At 40.0% G+C, this 25,738-nt stretch carries 22 protein-coding genes; 9 read left to right on the forward strand and 13 right to left on the reverse strand.

Annotation, left to right across the window (positions count from 1 at the left end):
- Window positions 1-54: 54 nt before the first annotated feature.
- The 6 genes from I8748_RS29910 to I8748_RS29940 all read right to left on the reverse strand — a co-directional run bounded on the left by I8748_RS29910 (window position 55) and on the right by I8748_RS29940 (window position 7,531).
- The gene (locus I8748_RS29910) at window positions 55-1,422 is read right to left on the reverse strand and encodes an NAD-dependent succinate-semialdehyde dehydrogenase (protein ID WP_198128118.1); all 1,368 of its coding nucleotides are present in this window, start codon (window positions 1,420-1,422) and stop codon (window positions 55-57) included.
- A gap of 284 nt (window positions 1,423-1,706) precedes the next feature.
- Window positions 1,707-3,323, reverse strand: a complete 1,617-nt coding sequence (locus I8748_RS29915; protein ID WP_198128119.1) for an adenylate/guanylate cyclase domain-containing protein — start codon at window positions 3,321-3,323, stop codon at window positions 1,707-1,709.
- A 297-nt stretch (window positions 3,324-3,620) separates the two neighbouring features.
- Entirely contained in the window at window positions 3,621-4,508 is an 888-nt protein-coding gene (gene ylqF, locus I8748_RS29925) for a ribosome biogenesis GTPase YlqF (RefSeq protein ID WP_198128121.1), read from the reverse strand.
- 501 nt (window positions 4,509-5,009) lie between these two features.
- The gene (locus I8748_RS29930) at window positions 5,010-5,447 is read right to left on the reverse strand and encodes a cupin domain-containing protein (protein ID WP_198128122.1); all 438 of its coding nucleotides are present in this window, start codon (window positions 5,445-5,447) and stop codon (window positions 5,010-5,012) included.
- Window positions 5,448-6,084: 637 nt separating this feature from the next.
- Window positions 6,085-6,786, reverse strand: coding sequence for an SDR family NAD(P)-dependent oxidoreductase (locus I8748_RS29935; protein ID WP_198128123.1), 702 nt, complete (start codon window positions 6,784-6,786; stop codon window positions 6,085-6,087).
- Window positions 6,787-7,084: 298 nt separating this feature from the next.
- Window positions 7,085-7,531, reverse strand: a complete 447-nt coding sequence (locus I8748_RS29940) for a GNAT family N-acetyltransferase (RefSeq protein WP_198128124.1) — start codon at window positions 7,529-7,531, stop codon at window positions 7,085-7,087.
- A gap of 967 nt (window positions 7,532-8,498) precedes the next feature.
- Here I8748_RS29940 and nifD point away from each other — a divergent pair.
- The 4 genes from nifD to purB all read left to right on the forward strand — a co-directional run bounded on the left by nifD (window position 8,499) and on the right by purB (window position 13,752).
- Entirely contained in the window at window positions 8,499-9,989 is a 1,491-nt protein-coding gene (nifD, locus tag I8748_RS29945) for a nitrogenase molybdenum-iron protein alpha chain (protein WP_198128125.1), read from the forward strand.
- 101 nt (window positions 9,990-10,090) lie between these two features.
- Window positions 10,091-10,828 (forward strand): DUF3598 family protein, encoded by a 738-nt coding sequence (locus I8748_RS29950; protein WP_198128126.1) that lies wholly within the window; start codon window positions 10,091-10,093, stop codon window positions 10,826-10,828.
- A gap of 910 nt (window positions 10,829-11,738) precedes the next feature.
- A complete protein-coding gene (locus I8748_RS29955; protein ID WP_198128127.1) occupies window positions 11,739-12,227 on the forward strand; it encodes a hypothetical protein in 489 nt (162 codons plus the stop codon).
- A 229-nt stretch (window positions 12,228-12,456) separates the two neighbouring features.
- Window positions 12,457-13,752: an adenylosuccinate lyase gene (purB, locus tag I8748_RS29960; RefSeq protein ID WP_198128159.1), complete on the forward strand. Its 1,296-nt coding sequence runs from the start codon at window positions 12,457-12,459 to the stop codon at window positions 13,750-13,752.
- A gap of 192 nt (window positions 13,753-13,944) precedes the next feature.
- Here purB and I8748_RS29965 read toward each other — a convergent pair whose 3' ends face one another.
- Window positions 13,945-14,550: a DedA family protein gene (locus tag I8748_RS29965; protein ID WP_198128128.1), complete on the reverse strand. Its 606-nt coding sequence runs from the start codon at window positions 14,548-14,550 to the stop codon at window positions 13,945-13,947.
- 110 nt (window positions 14,551-14,660) lie between these two features.
- Window positions 14,661-15,632 carry an alpha/beta fold hydrolase gene (locus tag I8748_RS29970; protein WP_198128129.1) on the reverse strand — a complete coding sequence of 324 codons (972 nt, stop codon included), beginning with the start codon at window positions 15,630-15,632 and terminating at the stop codon, window positions 14,661-14,663.
- Between the two features lie 270 nt (window positions 15,633-15,902).
- Here I8748_RS29970 and I8748_RS29975 point away from each other — a divergent pair, with 270 nt between their 5' ends.
- The 3 genes from I8748_RS29975 to I8748_RS29985 all read left to right on the forward strand — a co-directional run bounded on the left by I8748_RS29975 (window position 15,903) and on the right by I8748_RS29985 (window position 20,062).
- Complete coding sequence (locus I8748_RS29975) at window positions 15,903-16,685, forward strand: ABC transporter permease (RefSeq protein WP_198128130.1); 783 nt, start codon at window positions 15,903-15,905, stop codon at window positions 16,683-16,685.
- 480 nt (window positions 16,686-17,165) lie between these two features.
- A complete protein-coding gene (locus tag I8748_RS29980; RefSeq protein WP_198128131.1) occupies window positions 17,166-17,543 on the forward strand; it encodes a hypothetical protein in 378 nt (125 codons plus the stop codon).
- Between the two features lie 29 nt (window positions 17,544-17,572).
- Complete coding sequence (locus tag I8748_RS29985; protein ID WP_198128132.1) at window positions 17,573-20,062, forward strand: caspase, EACC1-associated type; 2,490 nt, start codon at window positions 17,573-17,575, stop codon at window positions 20,060-20,062.
- A 26-nt stretch (window positions 20,063-20,088) separates the two neighbouring features.
- Here I8748_RS29985 and I8748_RS29990 read toward each other — a convergent pair whose 3' ends face one another.
- The 5 genes from I8748_RS29990 to I8748_RS30010 form a co-directional block, all read right to left on the reverse strand.
- Entirely contained in the window at window positions 20,089-20,310 is a 222-nt protein-coding gene (locus I8748_RS29990; RefSeq protein WP_198128133.1) for a type II toxin-antitoxin system HicA family toxin, read from the reverse strand.
- Window positions 20,307-20,516, reverse strand: coding sequence for a type II toxin-antitoxin system HicB family antitoxin (locus tag I8748_RS29995; RefSeq protein WP_198128134.1), 210 nt, complete (start codon window positions 20,514-20,516; stop codon window positions 20,307-20,309). Before I8748_RS29995 ends, I8748_RS29990 begins: the two co-directional genes overlap by 4 nt.
- 255 nt (window positions 20,517-20,771) lie before the next feature.
- Entirely contained in the window at window positions 20,772-21,578 is an 807-nt protein-coding gene (locus tag I8748_RS30000) for a Uma2 family endonuclease (protein ID WP_198128135.1), read from the reverse strand.
- Window positions 21,579-21,662: 84 nt separating this feature from the next.
- On the reverse strand, window positions 21,663-22,301 hold the full coding sequence (locus tag I8748_RS30005) for a Uma2 family endonuclease (RefSeq protein ID WP_198128136.1): 639 nt from the start codon (window positions 22,299-22,301) through the stop codon (window positions 21,663-21,665).
- A 243-nt stretch (window positions 22,302-22,544) separates the two neighbouring features.
- Window positions 22,545-22,895, reverse strand: coding sequence for a hypothetical protein (locus tag I8748_RS30010; protein WP_198128137.1), 351 nt, complete (start codon window positions 22,893-22,895; stop codon window positions 22,545-22,547).
- Between the two features lie 252 nt (window positions 22,896-23,147).
- Here I8748_RS30010 and I8748_RS30015 point away from each other — a divergent pair, with 252 nt between their 5' ends.
- On the forward strand, window positions 23,148-24,053 hold the full coding sequence (locus tag I8748_RS30015; protein WP_198128160.1) for a DMT family transporter: 906 nt from the start codon (window positions 23,148-23,150) through the stop codon (window positions 24,051-24,053).
- Between the two features lie 734 nt (window positions 24,054-24,787).
- Window positions 24,788-25,681 carry a fatty acid desaturase gene (locus tag I8748_RS30020; RefSeq protein WP_198128138.1) on the forward strand — a complete coding sequence of 298 codons (894 nt, stop codon included), beginning with the start codon at window positions 24,788-24,790 and terminating at the stop codon, window positions 25,679-25,681.
- The last annotated feature ends 57 nt before the right edge of the window (window positions 25,682-25,738 follow it).

Here is a 25,738-nt window from a genome sequence, read left to right on the forward strand (position 1 = left end):
CCCATTACCCATTACCTATTACCCATTACCCATTACCCATTCCCCAATCCCTAATCACTTCACCCACACAGTTTTAACATTGACGAATTCATGTATACCCTGGATACTCAATTCTCTGCCATAGCCAGAACGCTTAATACCACCAAAGGGTAAGCGGGGGTCAGATTTCACTAAACCGTTGATAAACACTGCACCAGCTTCAATTTCCTCAACCAAGCGATCGCGTTCTTGATCGTCGGTTGTCCAAGCACTTGCACCTAAGCCAAAGGGTGTAGCATTAGCGAGTTTAATAGCAGCATCGATATCAGGTACACGGAATAATAAAGCCACCGGGCCAAAGAATTCTTCTTGGGCAATTGGTGCATCAAGAGGAATATCTATGATAATGGTTGGCGGATAAAAGTTTCCAGGACGATTTGATAAGGGATGTCCACCCGTGAGGACTTTTCCACCACTTTTGAGGGCGGTTTGCACTTGCTGGTCTAAATCTTGCAGAATATCAGGGGTTGCTAAGGGGCCTAAGTCGGTGTCTAATTCTATTGGATCGCCGACTTTTAGCGTCTCGAATTTTTCCAATAGCAGCTTTTCAAACTTATCTGCGATCGCTTCTGCTACGATAAAACGTTTCGCTGCAATGCAAGATTGCCCGTTATTCAACATCCGTGCTCTAGTGGCTGTGACAACTGCTGTCTCTAAATCAGCACTTGGTAAGACGATAAATGGATCACTTCCTCCCAATTCCAAAACGGTTTTTTTAATTTGTTTGCCGGCGGCGGCGGCGAGGGATGCACCCGCTGGTTCGCTTCCTGTTAAGGTAGCAGCTTTTACTCGGTCATCAGCCATGATGTCAGCAACTTTCGCAGCACCTATCAACAGTGTTTGAAACACAGCTTTGGGAAAACCTGCCCGTTGAATAATATCTTCTATTGCTAAGGCACACTGCGGCACATTAGAAGCATGTTTCAGTAAGCCGACATTACCCGCCATCAGTGCCGGTGCAGCAAAGCGGAACACTTGCCAAAAAGGGAAATTCCACGGCATCACCGCAAGAACCACACCTAATGGCTGGTAGCGCACAAAACTATGACTTGCATCGGTATTTACAGGCACATCAGCCAGAAAATTAGCAGCTTCTTCGGCATAGAAGCGACAGACAGTAGCACATTTTTCGACTTCTGAGACTGCTGCCTTAAAAGGCTTACCCATTTCCAGAGTCATTAATTTAGCAAAGTCTGCTTTTTCTTGTTCTAAGATATCCGCAGCTTTTAACAACCAGTGCGATCGCTCCTCAAAACTAGTTTGACGGTACTGCTCAAAAGCCTCACCTGCCAAATCCAGTTTAGCGGCGATTTCTGCATCCTTGAGCGGCTCAAAGGTTTTGAGCGTTTCCCCAGTGGCGGGATTAATGGTGGCGATAGCCATTGCCTGACCTCCCGTTAAAAAGTAGCTTCAGGTAGCTTCCTAGTGTTACACATATTAATTGGGGAAGCCACCACCCAAATTCTAGTCTTTTAGTTCAGAAGTGGTTGCAAGATATTACAATTTCGCAATTAAAATAGAAACAAAATATACAATTTTGGTATGTATTTTTATTGGGGAATTGTCAGTTGTCAGTTGTCAGTTGTTAGTTGTTTTTCCACTGACCACTGACCACTGACCATTATTAGTTGTTAGTTGTTTTTCCACTGACCACTGACCACTGACCATTAATACAATTTTGTCTGATAAACTTTTACTAATCTATCAATACCTTTGAAACGATAATCACCCATTTCGTAAAAATCCTCAGATTGCGAAAGCATTTTATGGGTGACTTCACTAATGACGCATTCGTCGGGAGGACAAACTGCTTCCATACGGGCAGCTAGATTAATCGTAGCTCCTAATGCTGTATAGTCTACTCTTTGGGAACTACCGACATCTCCGACGACTGCTTTACCACTATTAATCGCAATACGTAATTGTAAGGGTTCCTGCCAGAAATTATTGGCATTGAGATATTTAAGACGAGTCAGCATACCTTTAGCGGCGGCGGTAGCGCGATCGGCATGATCTGCTTGCAATTCTGGAGCGCCAAAAAATGCCATAATACAATCGCCAATATACTTATCCAAAGTCCCACCACAGGCAAACACTTCTTGCAACATCTCTTCAAATAAATTATTCAATAATTGAGCGATCGCAGTTGGTGTTAATCTTTCAGAAATCGCTGTAAAGCCAACCAAATCAGCGAACAAAATGCTGATTTCGCTTTCTGTGGGGGCTAAACGACCATCTGGCAACCCACCTACAGCTATTAACTGCTGTACAACAGATGGAGAATGATAGCGTTCTAGGCGGTGACGAATGACTTCTTCAGTTTTGAGTTTCTCTGCCAAGAGCCAACGTTGTACGCTGGAAGCAACAAGGTTTGCTAAAGCCGAAAAAAAGCTGAGTTCTTCCTCGCCGTCATTTTCCCAATGGTAAGAAGAAATATGACCATCGGCATAGAGAACACCCACAACTTTATTTTCATCCCATAAAGGCACTGCCATAGCGCTGCGAATGCCTTTGACCAAAATACTGTGTTCTCCAGCAAACCGTTTATCTTTATGAGTATCAGCAGTTTGAACAGCAAGTTTTGCTTCAAATACATTTTGGCAGATACTACGACTAATCCAATTTCCATTAGTTGCTAGATATTGCTGTTCATAAATGTTTCTACTACCAGCATTGACTAATTCTAAGTGACCGCTGCCACTAACATCAATTAATAATGCCAAGCGGTCAATACTATTAAGGTAACGAAATGCAACTTGTTGCACCTGAAAGAAAATCTCTTCGATGGATGCTGCTGCACAAAGATTTTTGGCTATATCTACCAAATCTTTAAGACGGGCGATGGTTTTGTCTTTATTGCTGGTTTCACCATTCTTACTATCAGCTTTTATCCATTGTTGTTGCAGTTGTTCGACGTTGCGAAAAATCGTTCTTTGCTCAGTGGGTTCGGGAACAACCGTATAATTATCTGGCAAATCTGTAGCAGGGTGAGCAAACAACACTACCAAGTTCACATTCCCCAGCCAAATAATATCGCCGTGGTGTAACTGTTGGCTGGTAGTGACAATAGTTTGATTAACTTGCGTTCCGTTTTTACTGCCCAAATCCTCAATTATCCACCTACCATCAGCCATTTTCACCAGCTGGGCATGTTTACGGGAAACACCTCCATAGGGTAGGTACAAGTCACATTCCGGTAAACGACCAATCGTGAATTGATCGTGATTCACAGTCACCGATGTTTCGGTATCTCCCTGTTGAAGGCGTAACGTGAGTTCAGTCATGAGTATGGGAAGGGGAAGGGGAAGAGGAGGAAGGGGAAGGGAATAATAAAGAAGATTGACTGGTTTAAGTCTTCGCCTTGTAAGTTCCCCTTTTCCTTATAACTCAATACAGTTCAATTAAGCATTTCTTTCTTTTTTCTGCGTTCTTGATAGCCAAAACCCTTATTCTCATGTAGCGGCAATTGATGAATTGCTCCTCTTGGTGTGTAGTGTTGCGTAAGTCCTAAAAATTTGACTTTTACTAAAAGTTTTAGCCTTAACAGAACCATATTGCCTTCCCCTTCCCCTTCCCCTTCCCTAATTAACAGGTAATTCCAAAGGTATAGTACCCAATAATCCTTTGCGAAAATCTGTTAAAAGTTGCCTAGCAGCTCTTTCTACATCACCTTTGTAACGATGCTCTGCTAAAGCATGTAAGTACGATTCTCCTGTATAGTTTGTGGAGTCTAGTTCGTAACGTGTTTGTAGTGGAAGTTGTGGTAATAAATCAGGAGCCGTAGCTTGGAGTTCATTCACTAAATCTACGAAAGCTGATGCTACGAGTTGATTGTCGTAGGATGCTTGACCAATATCGTCGCAAATGGCTAATTTCAAAGCAGCATCCTGATTTTGTAATTTTGCAGGGATGACACCAGGAGCATCCAGTAATTCCAATTGTTCGGAAATTCGCACCCAACGTAAAGAACGAGTTACCCCCGGACGAGCTGCACTTTCTACCACACGTCGTCCCAACAAACGGTTAATTAAGGCTGATTTACCAACATTAGGAAAACCAATAACTACTGCACGCACTGGACGGGGTAACATACCGCGATCGCGTCTTCTTTGATTGAGTTCTACCCCAGCGGCTTGTGCTGCTTTGGAAATTGCCGCTACGCCTTGACCTTGTTGGGCATTGGTAAAATAAGGCACTTCTTTTTGAGTTTTGAACCAGTCTACCCAAAGCGATCGCACTTGGGGAGTAATCATATCTACCCGATTCAGCACCAAAATTCGCGTTTTACTGCCCACCCACTCACTCATTTGGGGATGGTGTGTCGCTAAGGGAATCCGAGCATCTCGTACTTCAAGCACCACATCTACCCGTGAAAGCTGTTCTTTGAGATTCTTTTCAGCTTTGGCAATATGTCCTGGGTACCATTGAATCAGATTTAATTTATAGTTATTTGTGAGTGAACTACGCAAAATCAATACCTCCAGTCTATTATCTCTCTAAAATGCTCGTTTAATGCTTAAAAAAGCAATTCTTCGTTTTCTAAAGTATTTTTTTATACTTTGAACTCGGAAAAGACATGCTCAATTAATGCTCATTTTGAGAGCGTAACATACTCATCAGTTTATCTTTCCATTTTAAAATTTACTTCAACTACTAGTCCAATTGAAAACCACCAAATTATAGATTTGGTGGGGTCTTAAACTTACTTATTCATCTGCGGCTTCGTACAGAATTAAAGGCTGTATTCTGACTCCTGACAAAGTAAATTCTCTTTGAGAATTGTGTATAAAAATAATTCAGAATGAATGCTTAAACAAGAAATCATTGGCAATTGTGTGACTTAATTTTTGATTATTAACTATGAACTGCTGATAACTCTAACCTTTATTCAGGATACTAATTGTGTAAGTCCTATGATTTTGATGTACTACAGTTACTTGCAATTTGAGGATTGCTATGTTCTCGTAGCATTATGTAAAGGGTCGAGTTCCAGACGGGGCAAGAACTTCGTCGCCGATTTCGGCGGTAATGCGTTGAGCTAGCTCTACATTCGGTACTTCTTCCTTACCTACAGTACCCACTGCTGCAATTAGCCGAGCAAGACCACTTGGCGCAGCAACAACTAACACGCGAGCTGGCTGATCTTTGAGGACAGCAGCCATGTGGGGTGTGCCAGCAGGAATTAGCAAGCTTTCACCAGTACTTAACACTACCTTGTTCTCACCTGCCCAAACTGTTAACTCTCCTTGGAGTACGTATAGTTGTTCGGAATAACGATTGTGGCGATGCAGAGGAGTTTGTGTGCCGACCGGAAAGTAAGCTTCGATCAGATCGTACTTGCCTGTGGTTGTGGTGTGATCGGCAACGATGTCCGCACGGGAACCAAATAACCATAGTGATTGGGCCATGAAATTGCTCCCTATTGATCAATGAATTGTGTAATAAATAGTAACTGGAGAAGGGCGATCGCCTTTGGCGGGTCGGGCGTTATAGCCCTAAAGAAGTTTGGGCTGTCTCAAATCAAAGATTGGAGATACTCACAAAATAAGTCAAGCACAATCTGACTATCGCGTAACTACTTTTCTAATTTGGCAATCTGAGCTTGCAGGGAAGCCATCATCACTTCAACTTCTGAATTCTACCGTTCATTCGGTATAAAGTTAAAGAGATTGTGGATTAACCTACAGCTTTGTTTGGATCTAGTCAAAAAACATGAGTGCTACACTCACTACTTCGTCTATTGCCAGATTACTGTTGCCTACAAATACGGTTTTGTCTGAATTTCTTTTGGAAAAAGATGTACTTTTGACTCCAGCATTAATATTTATATGCATATTAGAGTTGATTATCCTGCATTGCAACTAGTTAAATATTTTGATTTTTTATGAAATACATTATTAATTAGATTGATTTACTTGAAAATCGGGATAAATATCTATTTTGCATCCTGCTTGTTTGTGATTCTAATCAAGCTTTTTCATGAACAATGTGTGATTTACTGAAATTTCTTGAATATTTAATAATTTCGGTGCAGTGCGAACGCATCTAAAAAGAAACTACTTTGCGATCGCGGAAAAATTTGCCGCTCTCACTGGCTGGAGCCTCAGTAGCCAGCCAGATAGCAGTGTCAGCTCCTTGTTCAGGTGATCTTGGTGCTGATGGCCCACCCATATCCGTTCTCACCCAACCCGGACACATGGAATTTACAATAATCCCTTTGGCGTGCAAAGCTTGTGCCAGCATAATTGTTGCGCCATTTAATGCTAGTTTCGATAAGCAGTAACTGGGTACATCGGCAGATAAGCCTTCCAATGCTCCAAATCCGCTTGAAACATTAACGACTCTAGCATCATGAGTTTTTTCCAACAAAGGTAAAAATGCCTGTACCATCCGAATTGCGCCAAAAGCATTGGCATTCATTGTGGAATCAAGCAACTCACGGGGAATGGTGAGAATATTCACACCCTCGTCTGGATACACGCCTGCATTATTGATCAAAACATCTAAGTGATCAATCTTCTGGTGTAGGGTTTCTACTGCTTGGTTGATAGAGTGATCATTGGTGACATCTAACTCGATGGGAATCACCTTACCTTGCAGTTTCTCAGCTACTTGTTTGGCGTTATCGAGTGAACGTGAAGTGATTATCACTCCATAGCCTTTTGCCAGTAGACCTTGAGCTATTGCCAACCCGATTCCTCGGTTGCTACCTGTTATCAATGCCCATTTGTCTTGTATGGATTCCATATTATGTTTTCCTATTACACTGCTATTTAACAATAGTAGTCATTCAGTGCCCAGGAATTGTACCCATAGTGGAATACTAGCTTCTATCCAGATGGTTTAGTTCCAATGATGCAGCGATCGCAGTCAGTTAAGGAGCATCCGTTGTGTTGACTGTAAGGCGATCGCTTTCTATAGTGCTTGAATGATCGCCTTTCCCTGACCCACTAACGATACACGAGAAGGCTTGTGATTTGTGAGAGAGTGCGCCTTGACGGCGCTGGCTTTTGTTACTATGGGCTGAATTTTTGTTTAAACACCGTTAAATGAAGCGTCTTAGAGGAATCATCGGTGATTTAGCAAATCCATGCTTTTCATAGAAATGAATTGCTGAATAATTGTCAGCGTCTGTCAAGAGCGTAATCCGAGATACACCTTTACTCTGACAAAATGCGATCGCTTGAGTAATGAGCGCTGAACCAATACCAGCACCTCGATAATCAGTATCTACTACCATATCTTCTAAAATGGCAACTAATCCTCCTTGAGCTGTGCTAATTGTAAATAGAATGTTCACCATACCGATAAATTTGTCTTGATCCCGCGCCACTAAAATAGCTCCTACATCAGGCTGTGTTACGATTGCCTGCAAGCCTGCGGTTTGTTTATTTACATCTGGCTGGAACTCTGCTTCTTGGGTGAACAAGGAATTGAGCAGTGGGATAAGCGCTGGAATATCTGTAACTGTTGCAACCGAGACTGTGAGCATAATAAATAGTTGCTGCAAATGTATTAACTCTCATGAGCATAAAACTTCTAAATCCTCAAAGCCAACAGCAAAACAGCTAGACAAGCTTAGCAATGTTGATTTTTTCCTTAAGCTTGCCAAGAAATTCATTACCTGATAAAGTCAAAGTATGCGTCTATCTTAAGGATAGCTTCAGGTCTAAAAAACTCTCTGCATCAGCCTGTTTTACACCGTCTTAGCTCATAATCTTGCATTTGAATAGGTATTAATTGTGCCAAATTGTTTAGCACTTTGTTGACAATGCTTTGATTCTGATATGCCATTGTCACAATTGATTTCGCTTGATTTTCTCTCATGGAATCCTAATTCAGGAACTATAGAGATTTGAGCAGTAACTTTCACAAATATAGCCCTGCATCTAAATATCAGGTAAGTTGTAAATCTATTAATTAAACTTAAATTAGTCTTCTGATTTATCTATGACAAACAATCTCATAATAGTTTTGCAAAAGGTAGATTGTTTGCCATACTAAATGTCTAATTGAAGTTTCTAATATTTCAACTGCTTGATGCTTTATTAACGTGAGTTCGACAAACCTCTCCCTCCTAACCTCCCTCTCCTAAAAGGCGAAGGAGGAACAACGAAAAAATCACTCTTTTACCCCCCTCTCCTTGTAGGAGAGGGGTTGGGGGAGAGGTCATAACTGTACTCATCAAACTCACGTTTTATTAGCCCATCATAACAACTAACTGTAGTCAGTATCTTAAAACATCAAGGTACTGCATATATGTTAATGCTTTCAACTATAGAAGTTTATGACTATGGTCATATAGCGAAGAATAGGAAGCAACAAAAAGAATAAATAATTGCTGATTTTAAGAGTTATTGCTTCCCATACTTTTGTTAGAAAGACCCTTATTTTCTGTTTTTGTACCATCAGTTTTACTGACCAATAATTACTAATCAACATAGCTTGGAGATAGAAATATGCTTCACCAAACAAATCAACAACAAACTGACATTGCACAACAAAGAAAACAACTAATTGAAGAAGTTCTCAAAGCTTATCCAGATAAATCTCGTGAAAAGCGAGATCAGCAACTCAATGTTTACGAACAAGGCAAATCAGACTGTGGCGTTAAGTCAAACGTCAAATCAATTCCTGGTACAATGACTGCTCGTGGTTGTTCCTATGCTGGTGCCAAAGGTGTAGTCTGGGGCCCAATCAAAGACATGGTTCACATTAGTCATGGGCCTGTAGGTTGTGGTTACTGGTCTTGGTCTGGTCGTCGTAACTATTATATTGGTACTACTGGAATCGATTCCTTTGGTACTATGGATTTCACCTCTGACTTCCAAGAACGGGATATTGTATTTGGAGGCGACAAAAAACTTACCAAAATCATCAAAGAAATTGAAGAACTTTTCCCACTCAACCGAGGTATTACCGTTCAATCTGAATGTCCTATTGGTCTGATTGGAGATGACATCGAAGCCGTAGCCAAGAAGTCTAGTAAAGAGATTAACAAGCCGATTATTCCTGTACGTTGTGAAGGCTTTCGTGGTGTTTCTCAGTCTCTAGGTCATCACATTGCTAATGATACTGTGCGTGACTGGTTGTTTCCTTATGCTGAACGCGCCAAAAAACAAGGAAAACTCATCAGTTATCAACCCGGCCCTTATGATGTTGCAATCATTGGCGACTATAACATTGGTGGTGATACTTGGTCTAGCCGCATCCTCTTGGAAGAAATTGGCTTGCGTGTAATTGCTCAATGGTCAGGTGATGGGACTCTGAATGAGATGATGCTCACACCTCAAGTGAAGCTCAATTTAATTCACTGTTACCGTTCAATGAATTATATTACTCGTCACATGGAAGAAGCTTATGGCGTTCCTTGGTTAGAATACAATTTCTTTGGCCCCACCGCAATTGCTAATTCCTTACAACAGATTGCTGCTAGATTTGACTCCAAGATTCAAGAAAACGCTCAGAAAGTAATTGCTAAGTATGAACCTATAATGGATGCAGTCATTGCTAAATATCGATCGCGTTTAGAAAACAAAACTGTGGCGCTGATGGTCGGCGGACTACGCCCTCGTCATGTGATTCCTGCATTCAACGATTTGGGTATGAAGCTTGTGGCTACTGGCTATGAGTTCGCTCATCATGACGACTACAAACGTACTACTAACTATGTTGAAAACGGTACTATCATTTATGATGATGTAACTTCCTACGAGTTTGAGGAATTGATTAAAGCACTCAAGCCTGACTTAGTAGCTTCTGGTGTTAAAGAGAAATACGTCTTCCAAAAAATGGGTTTACCTTTTCGTCAGATGCATTCTTGGGATTATTCTGGGCCGTATCATGGCTATGACGGTTTTGCTATTTTCGCTCGTGATATGGATATGGCTCTAAATAATCCTTCTTGGCGATTGATCCCGACTCCTTGGAAGCAGGCTAATAAAGATTGATCAAGACCGCGCCCTTAAGGGCGGGGTTTACTATTAGACAGTTTCAGGCGCTTTGCATAATTGCTATTATTTAGCAATAGTAATGTAGACAAAAAGTAACAATGAATTCAGACGCCATTACAAATGCCCAACTTCAAAACTGGGATAATTTTTGTAATCATATTGGAGACTGGCATGGAACCTGGAATGTTTATAATTTAGAGGGTGAATTAATTCGCTCTCATCAATGTGTCAGAAGCTTCCACTTAACCGATGATGGAAGTGAAATGAATCATCAGAATTACTCTACTTATTCTGATGGCACAAGCAAATTAGAAACCTATGGGCCACATAAAAAACCTCATATAAAAGCGCTTCATTTTCACGATAGTTTTTCATGGGGTTCCCAAGAAGTAAAAACAGGTTCAGTATTCTTTTTTGAGACTGGTTTTAAATATCAAGATAGGCGTAGGAGTGCAGTTGTCAGATATAACGAGAACGGTACTTTAGATATTTTGATAATTTCCGAACATTTAGGAGAAAGAAAGAATGAACCTACTCTACCTCCAGCAAATCAATTTACTGGTTGGCAAGGAATAATAACCAAGATGACACCTGACTGGATAGTATCACCCGCAGTCCCAACTGAATGGATACAACTAGAAGATTTAAATAAGAATTATCTCAGCTTGCACTTGAAAGATGGGGTATCAATCAGTATTCCACAACATATAGAGAGTAAAACAGAGTTTTTTCTAGTAGCAGAATGGCTTGTAAATCCTACTTTATTGCTGCGAGGTATTCGCAATTTCGATACCTCTGGATTTGCAAGCTTCTCCTTAGAAATATTCAAGCGCTGATGCAAGCTTGACGAGTATGATTAATATGATGCAGGTAAATTTTCTCGTTATCAAGGAATTTAACCTACAGTAACCACAGCTATAGTTTTGCTTAAGTAGCGTTGTAGCGATCGCCTCATCATAGTGTTTCGATTGATGTTTACTCAAGCAGGCGATGTTCTCATTGAATGGTGAAGCATCGCCTTTAACGTTCATAAATCGGTCGTAAAGCAACTAGCATCATACCACAATCACTCGTAAGTATGAAAACCATACTCCTATGGGATGATGAATCATGATAAATAATTTGATGATCTGAAAAATAAACACTCAGAAATTACCTACAGCTTTATACAACTACTAAGGTAGAAAGAGATATGGCAATCTGATGTGAGCCGTAAAAAAAGTGAGTTGGAATTTGGCTACTGTAGAAATCTTGTTGAATTTATAAAAAGTGTTGAAGATAAAAGCATTGCTGGATAAAGCTTTGAATTTCAGTATGCTTTCAAAGTTCAAGTAGGATTTTTATAGAAACAGCCATGTGTTCGTAACTTAAATTTTTTATAGTCTCAATCAACACATTCAGAAATTTATATCTTGTACCAGTTGCGTTATTCAAAAGATGTGTATGTTGCAAACGAATACTCAGCATTTGAGGCATTAATTTACAAACCAATTAATGATTCTCGATCTGTGATTGTTTTAGAGCATCAGTAGAGCGTTAGCGATCACTATGCATTAATCACATCTTTTTTGACAAAAGGAAAAAAGCCAATAACACATACTCACTAGCACATCTTGAACAGTAATAGAAGTAGGTTGTGCGGTAGTAGCCTAAGACTGTATTCCTTCTACTACTGCTCAAATGAAGAGTTGATAAAGCTTCTGGAAAACTTGAAATAAAAAGAACACCTCTAGGTGAATTTTGATTATGTTCAATTTAAACCGCATTCTTGTATCAAGTTTGCTCGCCATATCTACTACCGTACTTACTCTGAGAATCGGTATCTCTACTGATTTTGGTGGCAGCACTTCTTTTTCCTTTGGCGATAATAGAGCTGTAGCTCAAAGTGTTTCTCCCCAACAAGCGATCGCCCTGCTGTCTAATAAACGACTAACCTACGAGACGGGGAGTACTTTTAGCAGCGATGGTTATGTTGGTGGCTACTCAGCCAAGTATGTAGTTGATCTGTATGGTGATGGGCAGTTTCAGGGTTTTTATCAGTCGGACACTGACGCTCCATCTACGGACTCGACCAATCGTCAGTTCTCAGGTAATTGGACGGTAGTGGCAAATCAGGGTCGGCTTGTGTTGGTCTTAAATACTAACCTGTGGGGTTCTCAATATTTTGTCATTACCGGGGCATCTGGCAACACTATTTACCTAAATGGAAATGCTGTTCAGGTGACTTCTCTTTGAATCAGTTGCCTGTTTTGTTAGGCGACTCTACCGAAAGCCTTTGCAACTGGGGTTAAAGTGTCTGTGGCGCAGAGAACACAGAAAAGGAGGAAAAGAGAGATTCTAAAACTTGGTTTTTCAAGCAAAATTGATTTAATAGAGTACTAGTTCGTTTTATTTGCCCGATCGCTTACATGCACTAAATGAACTAAAAACTGTAGAATATGACAGTTGTATTCTGCCGCGAACGTTGATTGAGCGTTATACTTTGCCCGAAATGGGCAACCTGTGGACTGAATCTTATAAATTAAAAACCTGGCTCCAGGTAGAGATTGCAGTTTGTGAAGCCCAAGCTGAATTGGGTTATATTCCCTCTGATGCAGTTGCAGAAATTAAGGCTAAGGCAAATTTTGACCCTAAGCGGGTGCTGGAAATTGAGGCTGAAGTCCGTCATGATGTCATCGCTTTTTTGACTAATGTCAACGAATATGTTGGCGATGCCGGACGCTATATTCATCTGGGTTTAACTAGCTCGGATGTACTAGACACTGCTTTAGCGCTGCAATTGGTTGCTAGTTTGGATTTGTTAGCGCAGCGCCTAGAAGATTTAATTGGGGCAATTCGCCACAAAGCACAAGAACATCGTCATACGGTGATGATTGGTCGATCGCATGGCATTCACGCTGAACCGATTACTTTTGGTTTTAAGCTAGCTGGCTGGTTGGCAGAAGTGTTGCGTCACCAAGAACGCTTGAAGATTCTCCGCGATACTATTGCCGTGGGTAAGATTTCTGGTGCTGTTGGCACTTATGCCAATATTGAACCACGCGTGGAAGCGATCGCTTGCCAAAAACTCGGACTCAAACCTGATACAGCCTCAACACAAGTTATTTCTCGCGATCGCCATGCTGACTATGTGCAACAATTAGCCTTAGTAGCAGCATCCATTGAACGCTTTGCTGTAGAAATTCGCAATCTCCAAAAAACAGACGTTCTGGAAGTTGAAGAATTTTTTGCTAAGGGTCAAAAAGGCTCTAGCGCTATGCCGCACAAGCGTAACCCCATTCGCTCAGAACGACTGACAGGAATGGCACGACTTGTGAGAAGTCATGCAGGTGCAGCTTTAGAAAACGTAGCCCTTTGGCACGAACGTGACATTTCCCATAGTTCTGTGGAACGGGTAATTTTACCAGATGCTTGCATTTTGACACACTTTATGCTGGTGGAAATCATCGACTTAGTAAAAAATTTGTTGGTTTATCCCCAGAACATGGAACGCAATCTCAATTGCTACGGTGGTGTGGTATTTAGTCAGAAAGTGCTGCTAGCTTTGGTAGACAAGGGATTGAGCCGTGAAGAAGCTTATGCGATCGTTCAAGGGAGCGCTCACGCCGCTTGGAACAAACCAGAAGGCAATTTCCACGACTTGATTAGTAAAGACCCGCGTGTCACCCAAAAGCTATCACCAGCAGAGATTGAAGTATGTTTTGACCCCCAGCAACATCTGCGGCATTTAGAAGAAGTTTATCAAAGACTGGGTATTTGAGCAGAGGAGTAGGGGAGCAGGGGGGAGTGTTTTAAAGTTTTTGCATAGATGCAGGAATAGTAAGTGGTTAGTGGTCAGTGGTCAGTTGTCAGTTGTCAGTTGTTATTCTCCCCCATCTTCCTCATCTCCCTCATCTCCTCCATCTCCCTCATCTCCCTCATCTTCCCCACTTGAAGTAATGGGAGATGAATTTTATTTTTTGCTACCTCGATATTCTTGAATTACATGAATAATTGATGGCAGTAGGGAAACTACAATAATTAATCCAATAATCGGTAACAAATATTTATCTACTTGTTCAGCTGGTAGAGTTTTTCCTAAGAAAAAACCTAACAGAGTGATTCCGAATGTCCAAACTAAACCGCCGATTAAGTTGTAAAACATAAATGTCCGATAATGCATCGCACCAAGTCCAGCCACAATCGGCGCAAATGTCCGCACAATCGGTACAAACCTTGCTAAAACAATCGTTTTTTTACCATGCTTTTGATAAAACTGTTGGGTTTTAACAACATGTTTTTTATGAAATAACCATGAGTCTTCTTTCTGAAACAATCTTCTGCCGAATTTATGACCTGTAGTATAACCAACATTATCACCAAGAACTGCACAAATAAAAGCACCAATTATCAGAATCCAAATGTTTAATAAATTCTGAGATGCAATAAACCCAGCGGTGAATAATAAACTATCTCCTGGCAGAAAAAAACCAACCAGTAAGCCAGATTCAGCAAAGATAATTCCCCATACACCAAAGTAGCCTAGTGATTTAATTAAATGAGGTAAGTCAAAATGCATAACATCTCACATTGTAAAGAATATGCATACAACATCTTAACGTTCAGCAATTTTTATAAATGCTTTTTATTGTTAAGTTTAGGTAAATTTATTCAGGTATGCAATATTGGTCAGTCATCTGATCGTTGAGAGCCAAAGTCTTTAAGAAAACCAAGCAAAGCTTCGTTGACTTCTTGGGGATATTCTGCGGGAACCCAGTGACCAGCACCAGGGACGATAACCTGTCCTTTCAAGTTCGGAACAAACTGAGTCATTGCATCCAAATTCATTCCTGGAAACTGCAATACAACGTCTTTTTCACCGGCAATGAACAATGCTGGTTGCGATATCTTTTTGTCTGACAACTGGGGAGTAATTTCCATATTACGATCAAGGTTGCGATACCAATTCAGGTTGCCACGAAAGCCGCTTTGTTGGTACTGTTCAATATAATAGTCTAGATCCTCTTGGGTCATGCCTTTTGGTAGCTGTTCGGGATCAATCAGTCCGTCAAGAAAACCAGAAGTTGATGGTTTCGGATTAAGGATAAGTCCTTCAGGAGCAGAAGCGCTAATACTATAATGAATCATGCGTAGGGAACGACGAATATCTGTTTCAAATTCAGCTTCGGCAATTCCAGGTTTTTGGAAGTAGACCATGTACCAGAAGTTGTCCCCAAAATTCTCTTGCTTTGTGAATGCTTCAGTGGGGTAACGGAAGTAAGGAACACTCATTCCCACGACAGCACTAACTCGTTCCTCATATAGTAATGCTGTATTCCAAGCTACAATTGCACCCCAATCATGTCCGACAACAATAAAATTTTTGTGACCAAGAGCGTCAGCAATTCCTACCACGTCCCCTGTTAAATTAAGTATGTCGTAAGCTTCGATTTCCTCTGGAGCATCGCTACTATCGTATCCCCTTTGATTGGGAACGGCTACTTGAAAGCCTGCTTCTACAAGCGGATCAATTTGATGACGCCATAGATACCAGCACTGAGGCCATCCATGAAGCAAGATAACCAAAGGCCCCTCACCCTCAACAACCGTATTCAGACGAACCCCATTTGTTTCAATCGTGCGAAAGTTGCGCTTGTTCATATTGAAACCTGTTCTATTTGGCTATCGACATACCCATCGGCTATCAAATAATTTACATGAGAATCACTATAGTAATCCGCTTTGATTTTTGAACTAATTGGTGGTAGGGATGAGGGAGATGAGGGAGATGAGGGAGATGAGGGAGATGAGGAAAATGAAGAATAATGTTAATTTACCCATTCCCATTTCCCCATTCCCAATTCCCAATTCCCCATTCCCAATTCCCAATTCCCCATTCCCAATTCCCAATTACCAATTTTAGGGTGCAAAATGCGAAGATATTGGAAAGTACTAAAGCTCTTTTGGAGTACCGCTATAGCAGCAGAGATGGAGTATCGCCTCAACTTCATCATATCTACCCTTACCAGTTTGGGTAATCTTGGAGGCAGTCTTTTTGGACTATTTTTGTTTTACCGCACTGGCTACACTTTTGCTGGTTGGTCATGGGAAGCAGCTTTGGTTGTTGTAGGAGTTTTTACCTTGCTACAAGGCTTTTCTACTACGTTTCTGGCTGCAAATTTGAATCGCATTGTCCGCCATGTCCAAGAAGGTACTTTAGATTTTGTGCTACTCAAACCTATCCGCAGTCAGTTTTGGCTTTCCACTCATACCCTTTCTCCTTGGGGTCTACCTGATATAGTTTTTGGTGGTTGCATAATTGGGTATGCAGGTAAACGCCTTGGCTTGGAAATCAGCAATTACTTGTTTAGTGTAGTGCCGTTGTTATTCGGCTTGGTGATTCTTTACAGCTTGTGGTTTATGCTGGCTGCAACTAGTATCTGGTTTGTGAAAATATACAACGCTACAGAAGTGCTAAGGGGTTTGTTAGAAGCTGGAAGATATCCTATCGCAGCTTACCCTACGGCTTACCGCTTTTTCTTTACATTTGTTGTACCAGTGACGTTTTTAACTACTATACCAGCGGAGATTATCTTAGGGCGAGGTCAAATTACTTGGTTAATAGGTGCAGCAGTGTTGGCATTAGTGCTGTTTTTTGTTTCTACCTGGTTTTGGCGGTTTGCTCTACGATTTTATACCAGTGCTTCGAGTTAAGAGATATGGCAAAGTGGTGAGTGCCTTTCTGAGTGCTGAGTGCTGAGGAGCCACTGCGGTCTTGGGGTCTCCCCAAGTGGAGCATGTGGCGTTGCTGAGTATTGTTTTGCGACTCGTAAATCAATTTTTGCGACTCGTAAACCTATTTTTGCGACTCGTAAACCTATTTTTGCAACTCGTAAACCAATTTTTGCGACTCGTAAACCAATTTTTGCGACTAGTAATACCAATGGCAAGATGTCTACGCCACAAAAATTTAATGAAATTTAGTTATGCAAACTAAATGTCTTTTAGCTTTATGCTGACTCTCAAGTTTTAAACCTATTTCAGAGCGATCGCTCTCAACTCTGCATATCTTACCAATTCCTGTAAAAATTTTGAAAAAATTTGAGTAATTTTACATAGCATATATGATGTCAATAGTGAGATTACGGTAATTGAATTAACTCTCAACAGCGAAAAAACCTCAAAGGGTAGAAAATGAGTTCTGAATCTAACGTCAAACTAGCGATCGCTCTTTCTAATTCAGACCTAGATCTAGAGGAGTTAGAACGAGAAACACGAAATTTACTGCGGGAAATCAGAGACTTAGATGTAGAAAGTGCTGAACTGGTAGCAGTTACAGAAATACCCGAAACAGCCAAATCTGTTGGTGGTTTTTTAGTGGGAGTGTTGCAGGCTGAGGTGAGTATAGCCAATTTTAAGAAATTGTTGGGATTTTTGAGCGATCGCTTAGGTAACAAAACTATTGAATTGGAAGTTGAGGCTAACGGTAAGAAACTCAAAGTCAAAGCTAGCAGTCAACAAGAGTTAACCGCCGCCATTGAACAAGCCCAAAAGTTTATCGCAGGTAATTAAGAAATTCATCAGCAAGGAAAAATAACTAGATGGCAAAAGTAGCCCTGCTAATTGGAGTCAGCGAGTATGAGCCTGGTCTTATCCCATTGCCAGCTGCGATAAATGATGTCGAGGCGATGCAGGAAGTTTTACAACACCCTGAGATTGGTGGTTTTGATGAAGTAACAGTGCTGGTAAATCCTCAACGACAAGAAATGGAGGAAGCCGTTGAAACTTTATTTGGTGGTCGTCAAAAAGATGATCTCGTACTGTTATTTTTCTCTGGTCATGGAATTAAAGATGAAGAGGGTAATCTTTACTTTGCTACTCATAATACCCGCAAAACATTACTGAAGTCTACAACAGTGCGAGCAAGATTTGTGCATGATGTTATGAACAAAAGTCGCTCTAAACGCGAGGTAGTGATTCTTGATTGTTGTTTTAGCGGTGCATTTGCTGAAGGAATGTTAGCCAGAGATGATGGTTTTGTGGATGTTAAAAACCAATTAGGCGGAGAAGGACGAGCTGTTCTCACTTCAAGTACTTCAACTCAATATTCTTTTGAACAGCCAGGAGCAGATATTTCAACTTACACCCGCTATATAGTTGAGGGACTAAAGACTGGTGCAGCAGACCGAGATGAAGATGGTAAGATTTCTGTTGATGAATTGCATGAGTATGCCAAAAGTAAGGTTCAAGAAGCTGCTCCGGCAATGAAGCCAGAAATATATGCTATCAAAGAAGGTTATAAAATCAACCTTGCCAAAGCACCTATTGATGATCCTGAACTCAAATATCGTCGAGAAGTTGAGTTTTGGGTAGAAAGTGGTAAAGGTGAGATTTCTGATGCTGGGCGTGATGTGTTAGATGAGTTACGGCATAATCTGGGACTAACATCTGAGGAAGCTGTGGTAATTGAGGGCAAAGTTTTAGAACCTCACCGAGAGTATCAGAGAAAATTGAAGCGTTATCAGGAAAGATTTATTAAAGAAATTCAGCGAGAGTATCCTATTAGTGATAATACTCGCGAACAATTAAAACGTTTTCAGAAAGTTTTAGGATTTACAGACGAAAATATAGCCTTAATTGAAGCTCCGATAATTGCCAAAAAGCCGCTTACTCTTCCTCCAGTAAATCCTCTACCCCGCCAAAATAATAATTTTCTCCAATATGTAGGAGCGTGCATTATCGGCGTAGTGATTGGCGGTACTGTAATATACGCTCTTTTACACAAAACTATACCTCCAATAGTAGTTAACTCTTGTGTTAAAGAGAGTTATATTGTGGGCGATAGAATTAGCTTAGGCGAAAAAATTTTATTGGTAAAGGATACAAACTCAGATAAAGAAGCTGGAGTTAAAGCATTTGCCAACGGTGATTGCAAAACTGCTATTGATAAGTTCAATGCATATCGTACAGCTAACCGCACAGATCCAGAAGCATTGATTTATTTAAATAATGCTAAAGCTCGTCAGCAGCAGCAACAGCTGAAAATTGCTGTAAGTGTACCTATTGGTACAAACCCAAATGTTGCTAAAGAGATATTGCGCGGTGTGGCTCACGTTCAAGATCAGGTAAATAGCACTGGTGGTATAAATGGCAAAGCTTTAGAGGTAGCGATCGCTAATGACGATGATAGCGAAGATACTGCTAAAGAAATTGCAACCGTCTTAGTCAATAAACAGGACATATTAGGTGTAGTAGGCCCTTGTTCTAGTGCTGCTTCCAAAGGAGCAAGCACAATCTATAACAATTCAAAACTTGTTGCTATTTCTCCTACGAGTACTGCTGTTACAATACCTGGAGCTAATAACAGTTATGTTTTTCGTACAGTTCCTAGTGATGCAGTTGCAGCAAAGCAATTAGCCGATTTCATGGTGAACAAATTGCAAAAAACTAAAGTAGCGTTTTTCTACAATTCCAAGAATAACTACAGTAAATCTTTCATATCTCAATTTAAATCATATGCTGGTTTTGATATTAATGGAGATAACCGTTTAAATTTTGACTTATCCACCGAGGATTTCGATCCAAATAATAGCATAAAACAAGCTAGTCAAGAAGGTGCTGAAGTCTTGTTAATAGCCCCAGATTCGCATTCCCTCGACAAGGCACTACAAGTAGTTCATCATAACAACAACAAAATTCCTATATTAGGAGGAGATGATGTTTATAAAATAGAAACTCTCCAAGTTGGCAAAAAAGCTGAGAAAATGATATTGGCAATTCCCTGGCATATTCAAAATGCTCAAAACTCCAATTTTGTCAAAAATTCTGATATTTTGTGGAAAGCTCCAGTAAGCTGGCGAACAGCTACGGCTTATGATGCAACTATGGCAATTATCACAGGTTTACAGCAAAAAACTACTCGTGATGGGCTAAAGCAAATGTTGCATAGCCCCAATTTTTCAGCTGATGGTGCTACAGGAAAAATTAAGTTTGCACAATCAGGCGATCGTGCAGACGCTCTCACAATTTTAATCAAAGTGCAACAAAAACCTGGCACTGATCAATACGAGTTTGTGCCAATTCAACCTTAATTTTGCAGCTGGAATAGAAGAGCGATTCAAAGTAAATCGATAAACTCATCAACACTCAGTCCAACCTGTCTGATAATTGCTCGTAAAGTTCCTCTATCTAATTCTTGATGATTGGGAACAACGACTTCAGCAAATGGCTCATTTCGACGTAAGATAATATGGCTTCCACGTTGTCGCAAAACATAAAAACCTGTCTTTCCTAAAGCTTTAATACACTCTTGACCTGAAATGATTGGTAACTTGCTCATACATCAATCAAAACAGTTTCCAGATAATCTTCTGGAATAGGCCGACCTTCTTGTTGTAAAACCTCAATATATAGTTCTATAGCTTCTTTGATGTTGGCAATCGCTTCTTGTTTGGTCTTTCCTTGACTGATACAAGCAGGTAAACTAGGACATTCAGCCACCCAGTAATCGTCTTCTCCTGGATATATAATTACTTGTCTCTTCATAATAAAATAAGTTTGTGCCAATTCAACCTGAAAGTATAACTCAGAGAAAATTTATAAATTAAATCTTAGTAGGGTGTGTTACTGCTTTAGCCTAACGCACGGCATATCACATGGTGCGTTAGGCGCTCATATCATTATTTTTGTGATAAATCATATCGCAATATGCGCCTAACACACCCTACAGTAGTATTAATTTTACTTTATAAATAACCTCTCAAAACTGTAGTCCAAACACATCAAAAAAGCCAAAATCTGTCACAAAACATCTGGATTTTCCCCTAATTCTCTTAATCTAGCCGCTAAACGAGCCACCTGTGCAGCAGCCGCTTCTTCTCGTACAGCAGCCGCTTCTGCTTCTGCAACTGCGGCTTGTGCTTGTGCAACAGCAATTTCTGCCTGTGTGACTGCGGCTTGTGCTTGCGCGGCTGCGGCTTCTTCTGGTAACAAAACCAAATTGCCAGCTACATCATAAAACCTTAACCATACCGCCGTTTCTCTGTCTATTGTTCCCTCCCAAATGCCCAACCATAAACCTAACTTTTGACACCATAGCCAGCCGCGATCGCTTGGGGTCAAAGGCTGATACTGTTGATTAGCATCTAAATGCCAGCCCTGCAAAGAATTAGGATCAAAGGGGTCATAGACAAAATAATCTGAAGTGCGAAAAGTTTGTTCGTAAAGGTTTTTCTTAATACCCTTGTCTATTGCTGCGGTAGATGGTGACATTAATTCGACGATGACATCAGGATAGCGGCCGTTTTCTTCCCACACTACCCAGCCTTGTCTAGAGTTATTACCATCAACATTGAGGACAACAAAAAAATCTGGCCCGCGAAAATCACGATTACGAAGTTGGGCGCTACTGTAGTAAATAAACATATTGCCGCCTGTGAACAAATCATTGCGGTCAGCCCAAGCTTGTTGTAATGACCGAATCAGGACATTCATGCCAATACGGTGACGATTTGATTCCAAGGGTTCACCATCATCAAAAATTAAATCTGTAGGTGGCGTGGGGGGTTCCCAGTCCACAAAGGCTGTTGGGTTATTTTCGGTAGTCATGAGCGATCGCCTTTCTCAAAAAGCCTTAAATTCTATGATAATCTGATGATAGTTACCTTAATTAAGATATCCATTTTTTAATGGTTATAAAGTCTCTTGCATCCAATTTCTAAAATTACGAATAGTTTGACTTCTACCAATGGTTAAACATTGCTGAACATACTCATTGACTAATTTAACAATTGGAATATTAGGAAAATTAGGGCTAGATTGAGATTGAATATACTTGCCATCTTGTAGCAAATAAATTTCTAAACCTTGTTGTGTATATCGCCAAAGTTCAGGAACTTCTAAAATTTTATAATTCTCAAATCGAGTGCGTGAGCTAATATCAATCTCTATTGCTAAATCTGGTGGCGGGTCTACAGTTAAATCAAGTCGATTTTTCCCAATGACCGCAGCTTGATTTTGAATATAAAAAGAAGTATCTGGTTCTACTGCTTGCTGCATTTGTTCATTTTTCAATGTTGTAGAACCGAAAGGTTCAAAATCAATTTGCAGTTTATCTAATAAAATTTTGACTAAATCACCAATTAACTCTTTATCTTTTTCATGTTCAGGTAGGGGAACCATAATTTCTAACCAGCCATTACTGTAAGAAATGCGTGTAGCACTTCTTTCTTCTAATTCTTCTAAAATATTTTCTAATTGCTGCCAACTAATATCCTTGAGTAACATTTGTTGTCCAGGCTTGACGATAATTTGTTGCAATTTTACAAGCATATAGAATTCTTATTTTATTTTTGTAATAGAGGTAGTGGGCTTTTCTTCCCATACACAGGTTGTAGTAGGCAAAGCCCGTCCTAATTTTATTTTCTCATACATATATGATTTAGCTATATTGCTTATGATAATAAACTGTAGCGGTGCGTTGCGCTGCGCGACAACACACCCTACTGATAGTGATCATTAGTCATAGGGAAAAATTACCAATGCCCCATGCCCAAAATATTTATACTAAATTGCTTACCACTTCTTACCTAGCAGGGCTTCAAATTCAGCTTGCAACGCTGTGATATCAGCTAGCCTTGCCACTAATATATTATCGTTACCAGCATCACTTAAACGTGCTTTCCAATAACGAATAGTTTCCGCGTTATTCATCCAAAATTGCACTACTGTGTCTATCACTTGGTCGGTATTCCAATTCCATTTGGCTGGAACTGGTTCCACAGTTTCTATAAATGCATCCAGGGTGCATTTCTGTGTTCCCAAATATTCTACTCCTTTGTGTTGTGGCTTTTGCAGGCTCTCTTGTTGATTAGTAAAAAAATGCCAAACTGGAGACACGCCTATAATGTCAAAAGTGTATTTCATCTCAGTTCTCCTAATTGGTAATTAGTTGTACGGAAAATTTAGGTTTTTAAAAAAAGTATGAAATAAAAAACATGCAATTGCTATCTGGAAAAAGTATCATTTCCGCCTATGTCAGAGGAATTAAACTTTATCCAAAAATTAGCACTTGCTAGCTTTGAGTGCTAATTTTTATGCAATTGTTTGATGTATTATTAAAGAGTTTCAGGCATAAATTCAGGGGCGGATATTATTTTTAATAATTATTTAAGTTTTATACTCACAGATGGTAAAGGTGAATTAGCAGCCTTAGCTGCTGCTGGTTTGTGGGCTGTGGCTTCGGTAGTGTATGGAGTTGTAGGACAAAGGATTCCACCACTGCAACTAAACTTGATTAAAGGGATAATTGCGATCGCCCTGCTTTTGGTGACAATCTTGCTGAGTGGCGAACTCTTGCCAAACATTGCCCTGAAGCCTTTGTGTCTACTATTTCTCAGCGGTGCAGTGGGTATTGGTTTGGGTGATACAGCTTTCCTTGCTGCCATAAATTACTTGGGGGCGCGTCGGGTTCTACTTATAGGAACTTTAGCTCCGCCCACGACTGCGATCGCAGCTATGATATTGCTTGGTGAACAGCTAAATATGATTGCTTGGTGCGGTATTTTGCTTACCATTCTGGGAGTTGCGTGGGTGGTAACAGAACGAGTCCCCAGTACCAGCGATTATTCTACAACGCACCTATGGCAAGGCATCGGCTTTGGCTTATTAGCAGCAATTACCAATGCGGCTGGCACAGTTATCTCTCGCTTAGCGTTTGCTAGTGGTACTGTTGCACCGTTATGGGCTGCCTTGTTGCGGTTAAGTGCAGGTGTGTTGATTATCCTGATATCGATATGGTTTTCTCGACTGAGGCAAAAGACATCATATTATTTTTACTGGCAATCTTGGCAAGTAATTCTTGCAACTTGCCTTGCTGCTTTTTGTGGAACTTACTTAGGAATTTGGTTGCAACAGACAGCAATTAAATTGACATCTGCGGGAATTGCTTCCACATTGTTGCAGACTAGCCCACTGTTTGTAATTCCCATCGCTGTCTTCATGGGCGAAAAAGTCAGTTGGAGAGCGATCGCTAGTGTGATAATAGCGATCGCAGGGATTGGGTTATTATTTTATTTCAAGTAGCACATATCAAGCAGGATGGGGAGATAGGGAAAATAAGTAGTAGCCTGCCAAAAAGATTTTGACAGGCACAGGAATTGGGTAAGGGGAAAAGGGTAAAGGTTTTTAATTCCTTTCCCTTTACCCTTTACCCTTTACCCTTTAAGCGGTCTTCACCTGTCAGCATTTGCGTGGTGAACAAGTAGTATCAAGATCCCCCTCATTCCCCTATCCCCCCTGCTATCCAGATACCCTCTGTTTTTTATACCTAATAGCAAATAAATCCATTTTGTTGCACTTAGTCATGCAATAGACATGCACATTTCTATCAGCAAGAGCAGAGTAATCCTTCTGCTGGGGTCAATTTAGTATGTTAATCCTTCTATTTGTAAGAGTTTCTCTGAATTAGTGCAATATATCAAATTAAGTATTATGTCTGAAAAAATTGTGATATACCTATTGAATTGCATCCCTTGCAAGTTGAAAAATCAGTATTATGTCTACAAAACTTATTCACTTGCTGTAATTTAATTGTTGATTTAACAATGTGTTCATTCAGTATTCTGTCTGCAAAATATATTCAATTGCTCGATTTAAATTAGAAAATTGTTGCATGAAACTTGACTTAATATTTTTCTTTTGAAAAAATTAATTCATTCTCAACAACTGAGAGCAAGAATATTAATTGATTGAAAGTTAAAAGCTTTTCTAGAAGAATTTAACTCTTCAAGAACAGTTATCCTGTGGATCAGTAAAGTATGAAAGATATTACTAAAAGCCAAATTCCAAACCAACAAACTATACAAATTTTGTTTGCTTCATTTACCTGGCTCATATATCTATTATTTGTCCCCTATGTATATGTCCAATTGAAGATTTTTTCATTATTTTTTATTATCTTCCCAGGAGTTTATTTATTTTGCTGGCTAGCAGTCTTTATGCATGAATGCTGGCATGAATATTTATCCAGTATTCACAACAAGTTTTTTTACTTACTTTTATCTTGGATGATGTTTCTCGATCACCAAGTTTTTAGCATAGCTCATCCTTCTCACCATTCTCAAGTAAATACCTACAAAGATATAGAGTTTCATCCTCTAGGAAAAATTAAAAATCACTTACTACGAGTTATTTATAACTTCTGTGAAATCATTTTAGGGAATATATTTACGGTTATTCTAGCTACTTATACAATAACGCATCAGCCACAGTTGAAAAAACAATACTCGCATCAACAACTAATAATTTCTATTCTGATGCGGATGATGATTTGGGGTGGAATTGGTTATAGTTCCCATCTGATATTCCAAGTTACTACGGCTCAGATTGTAATTCCTTATGTGATTACTTGTTGGATGGGATCTCTAGCAGTGCATCATAGTGAACTGATAGAACATGGAAACCTGATTATAGAAGGAAAATTAGAAGAACGTAATTTAAAAACTCGGAACTTGAAACCGTCTGGTATTTGGGAAAGATTGTTTTTATTTATCACTCACAATCATTCCTTAGAACATTCATTACACCATGTCAGCCCTAAAATCTACAATCGACCATTTGCTTATGCAAATATGATGCCAGATGAAACAGTCTATATTTCCTTTGGTGAATATTTAATCATTCTCAAAGAGATGCTGACAGGCAAATTTTAAAAAATTGAACGTCAGACAGATTTTACGTAAAGATGAGCTTAACAATTGCAGTGTCAG

It is taken from the genome of Amazonocrinis nigriterrae CENA67 (assembly GCF_016056305.1).
Lineage (GTDB): Bacteria > Cyanobacteriota > Cyanobacteriia > Cyanobacteriales > Nostocaceae > Amazonocrinis > Amazonocrinis nigriterrae.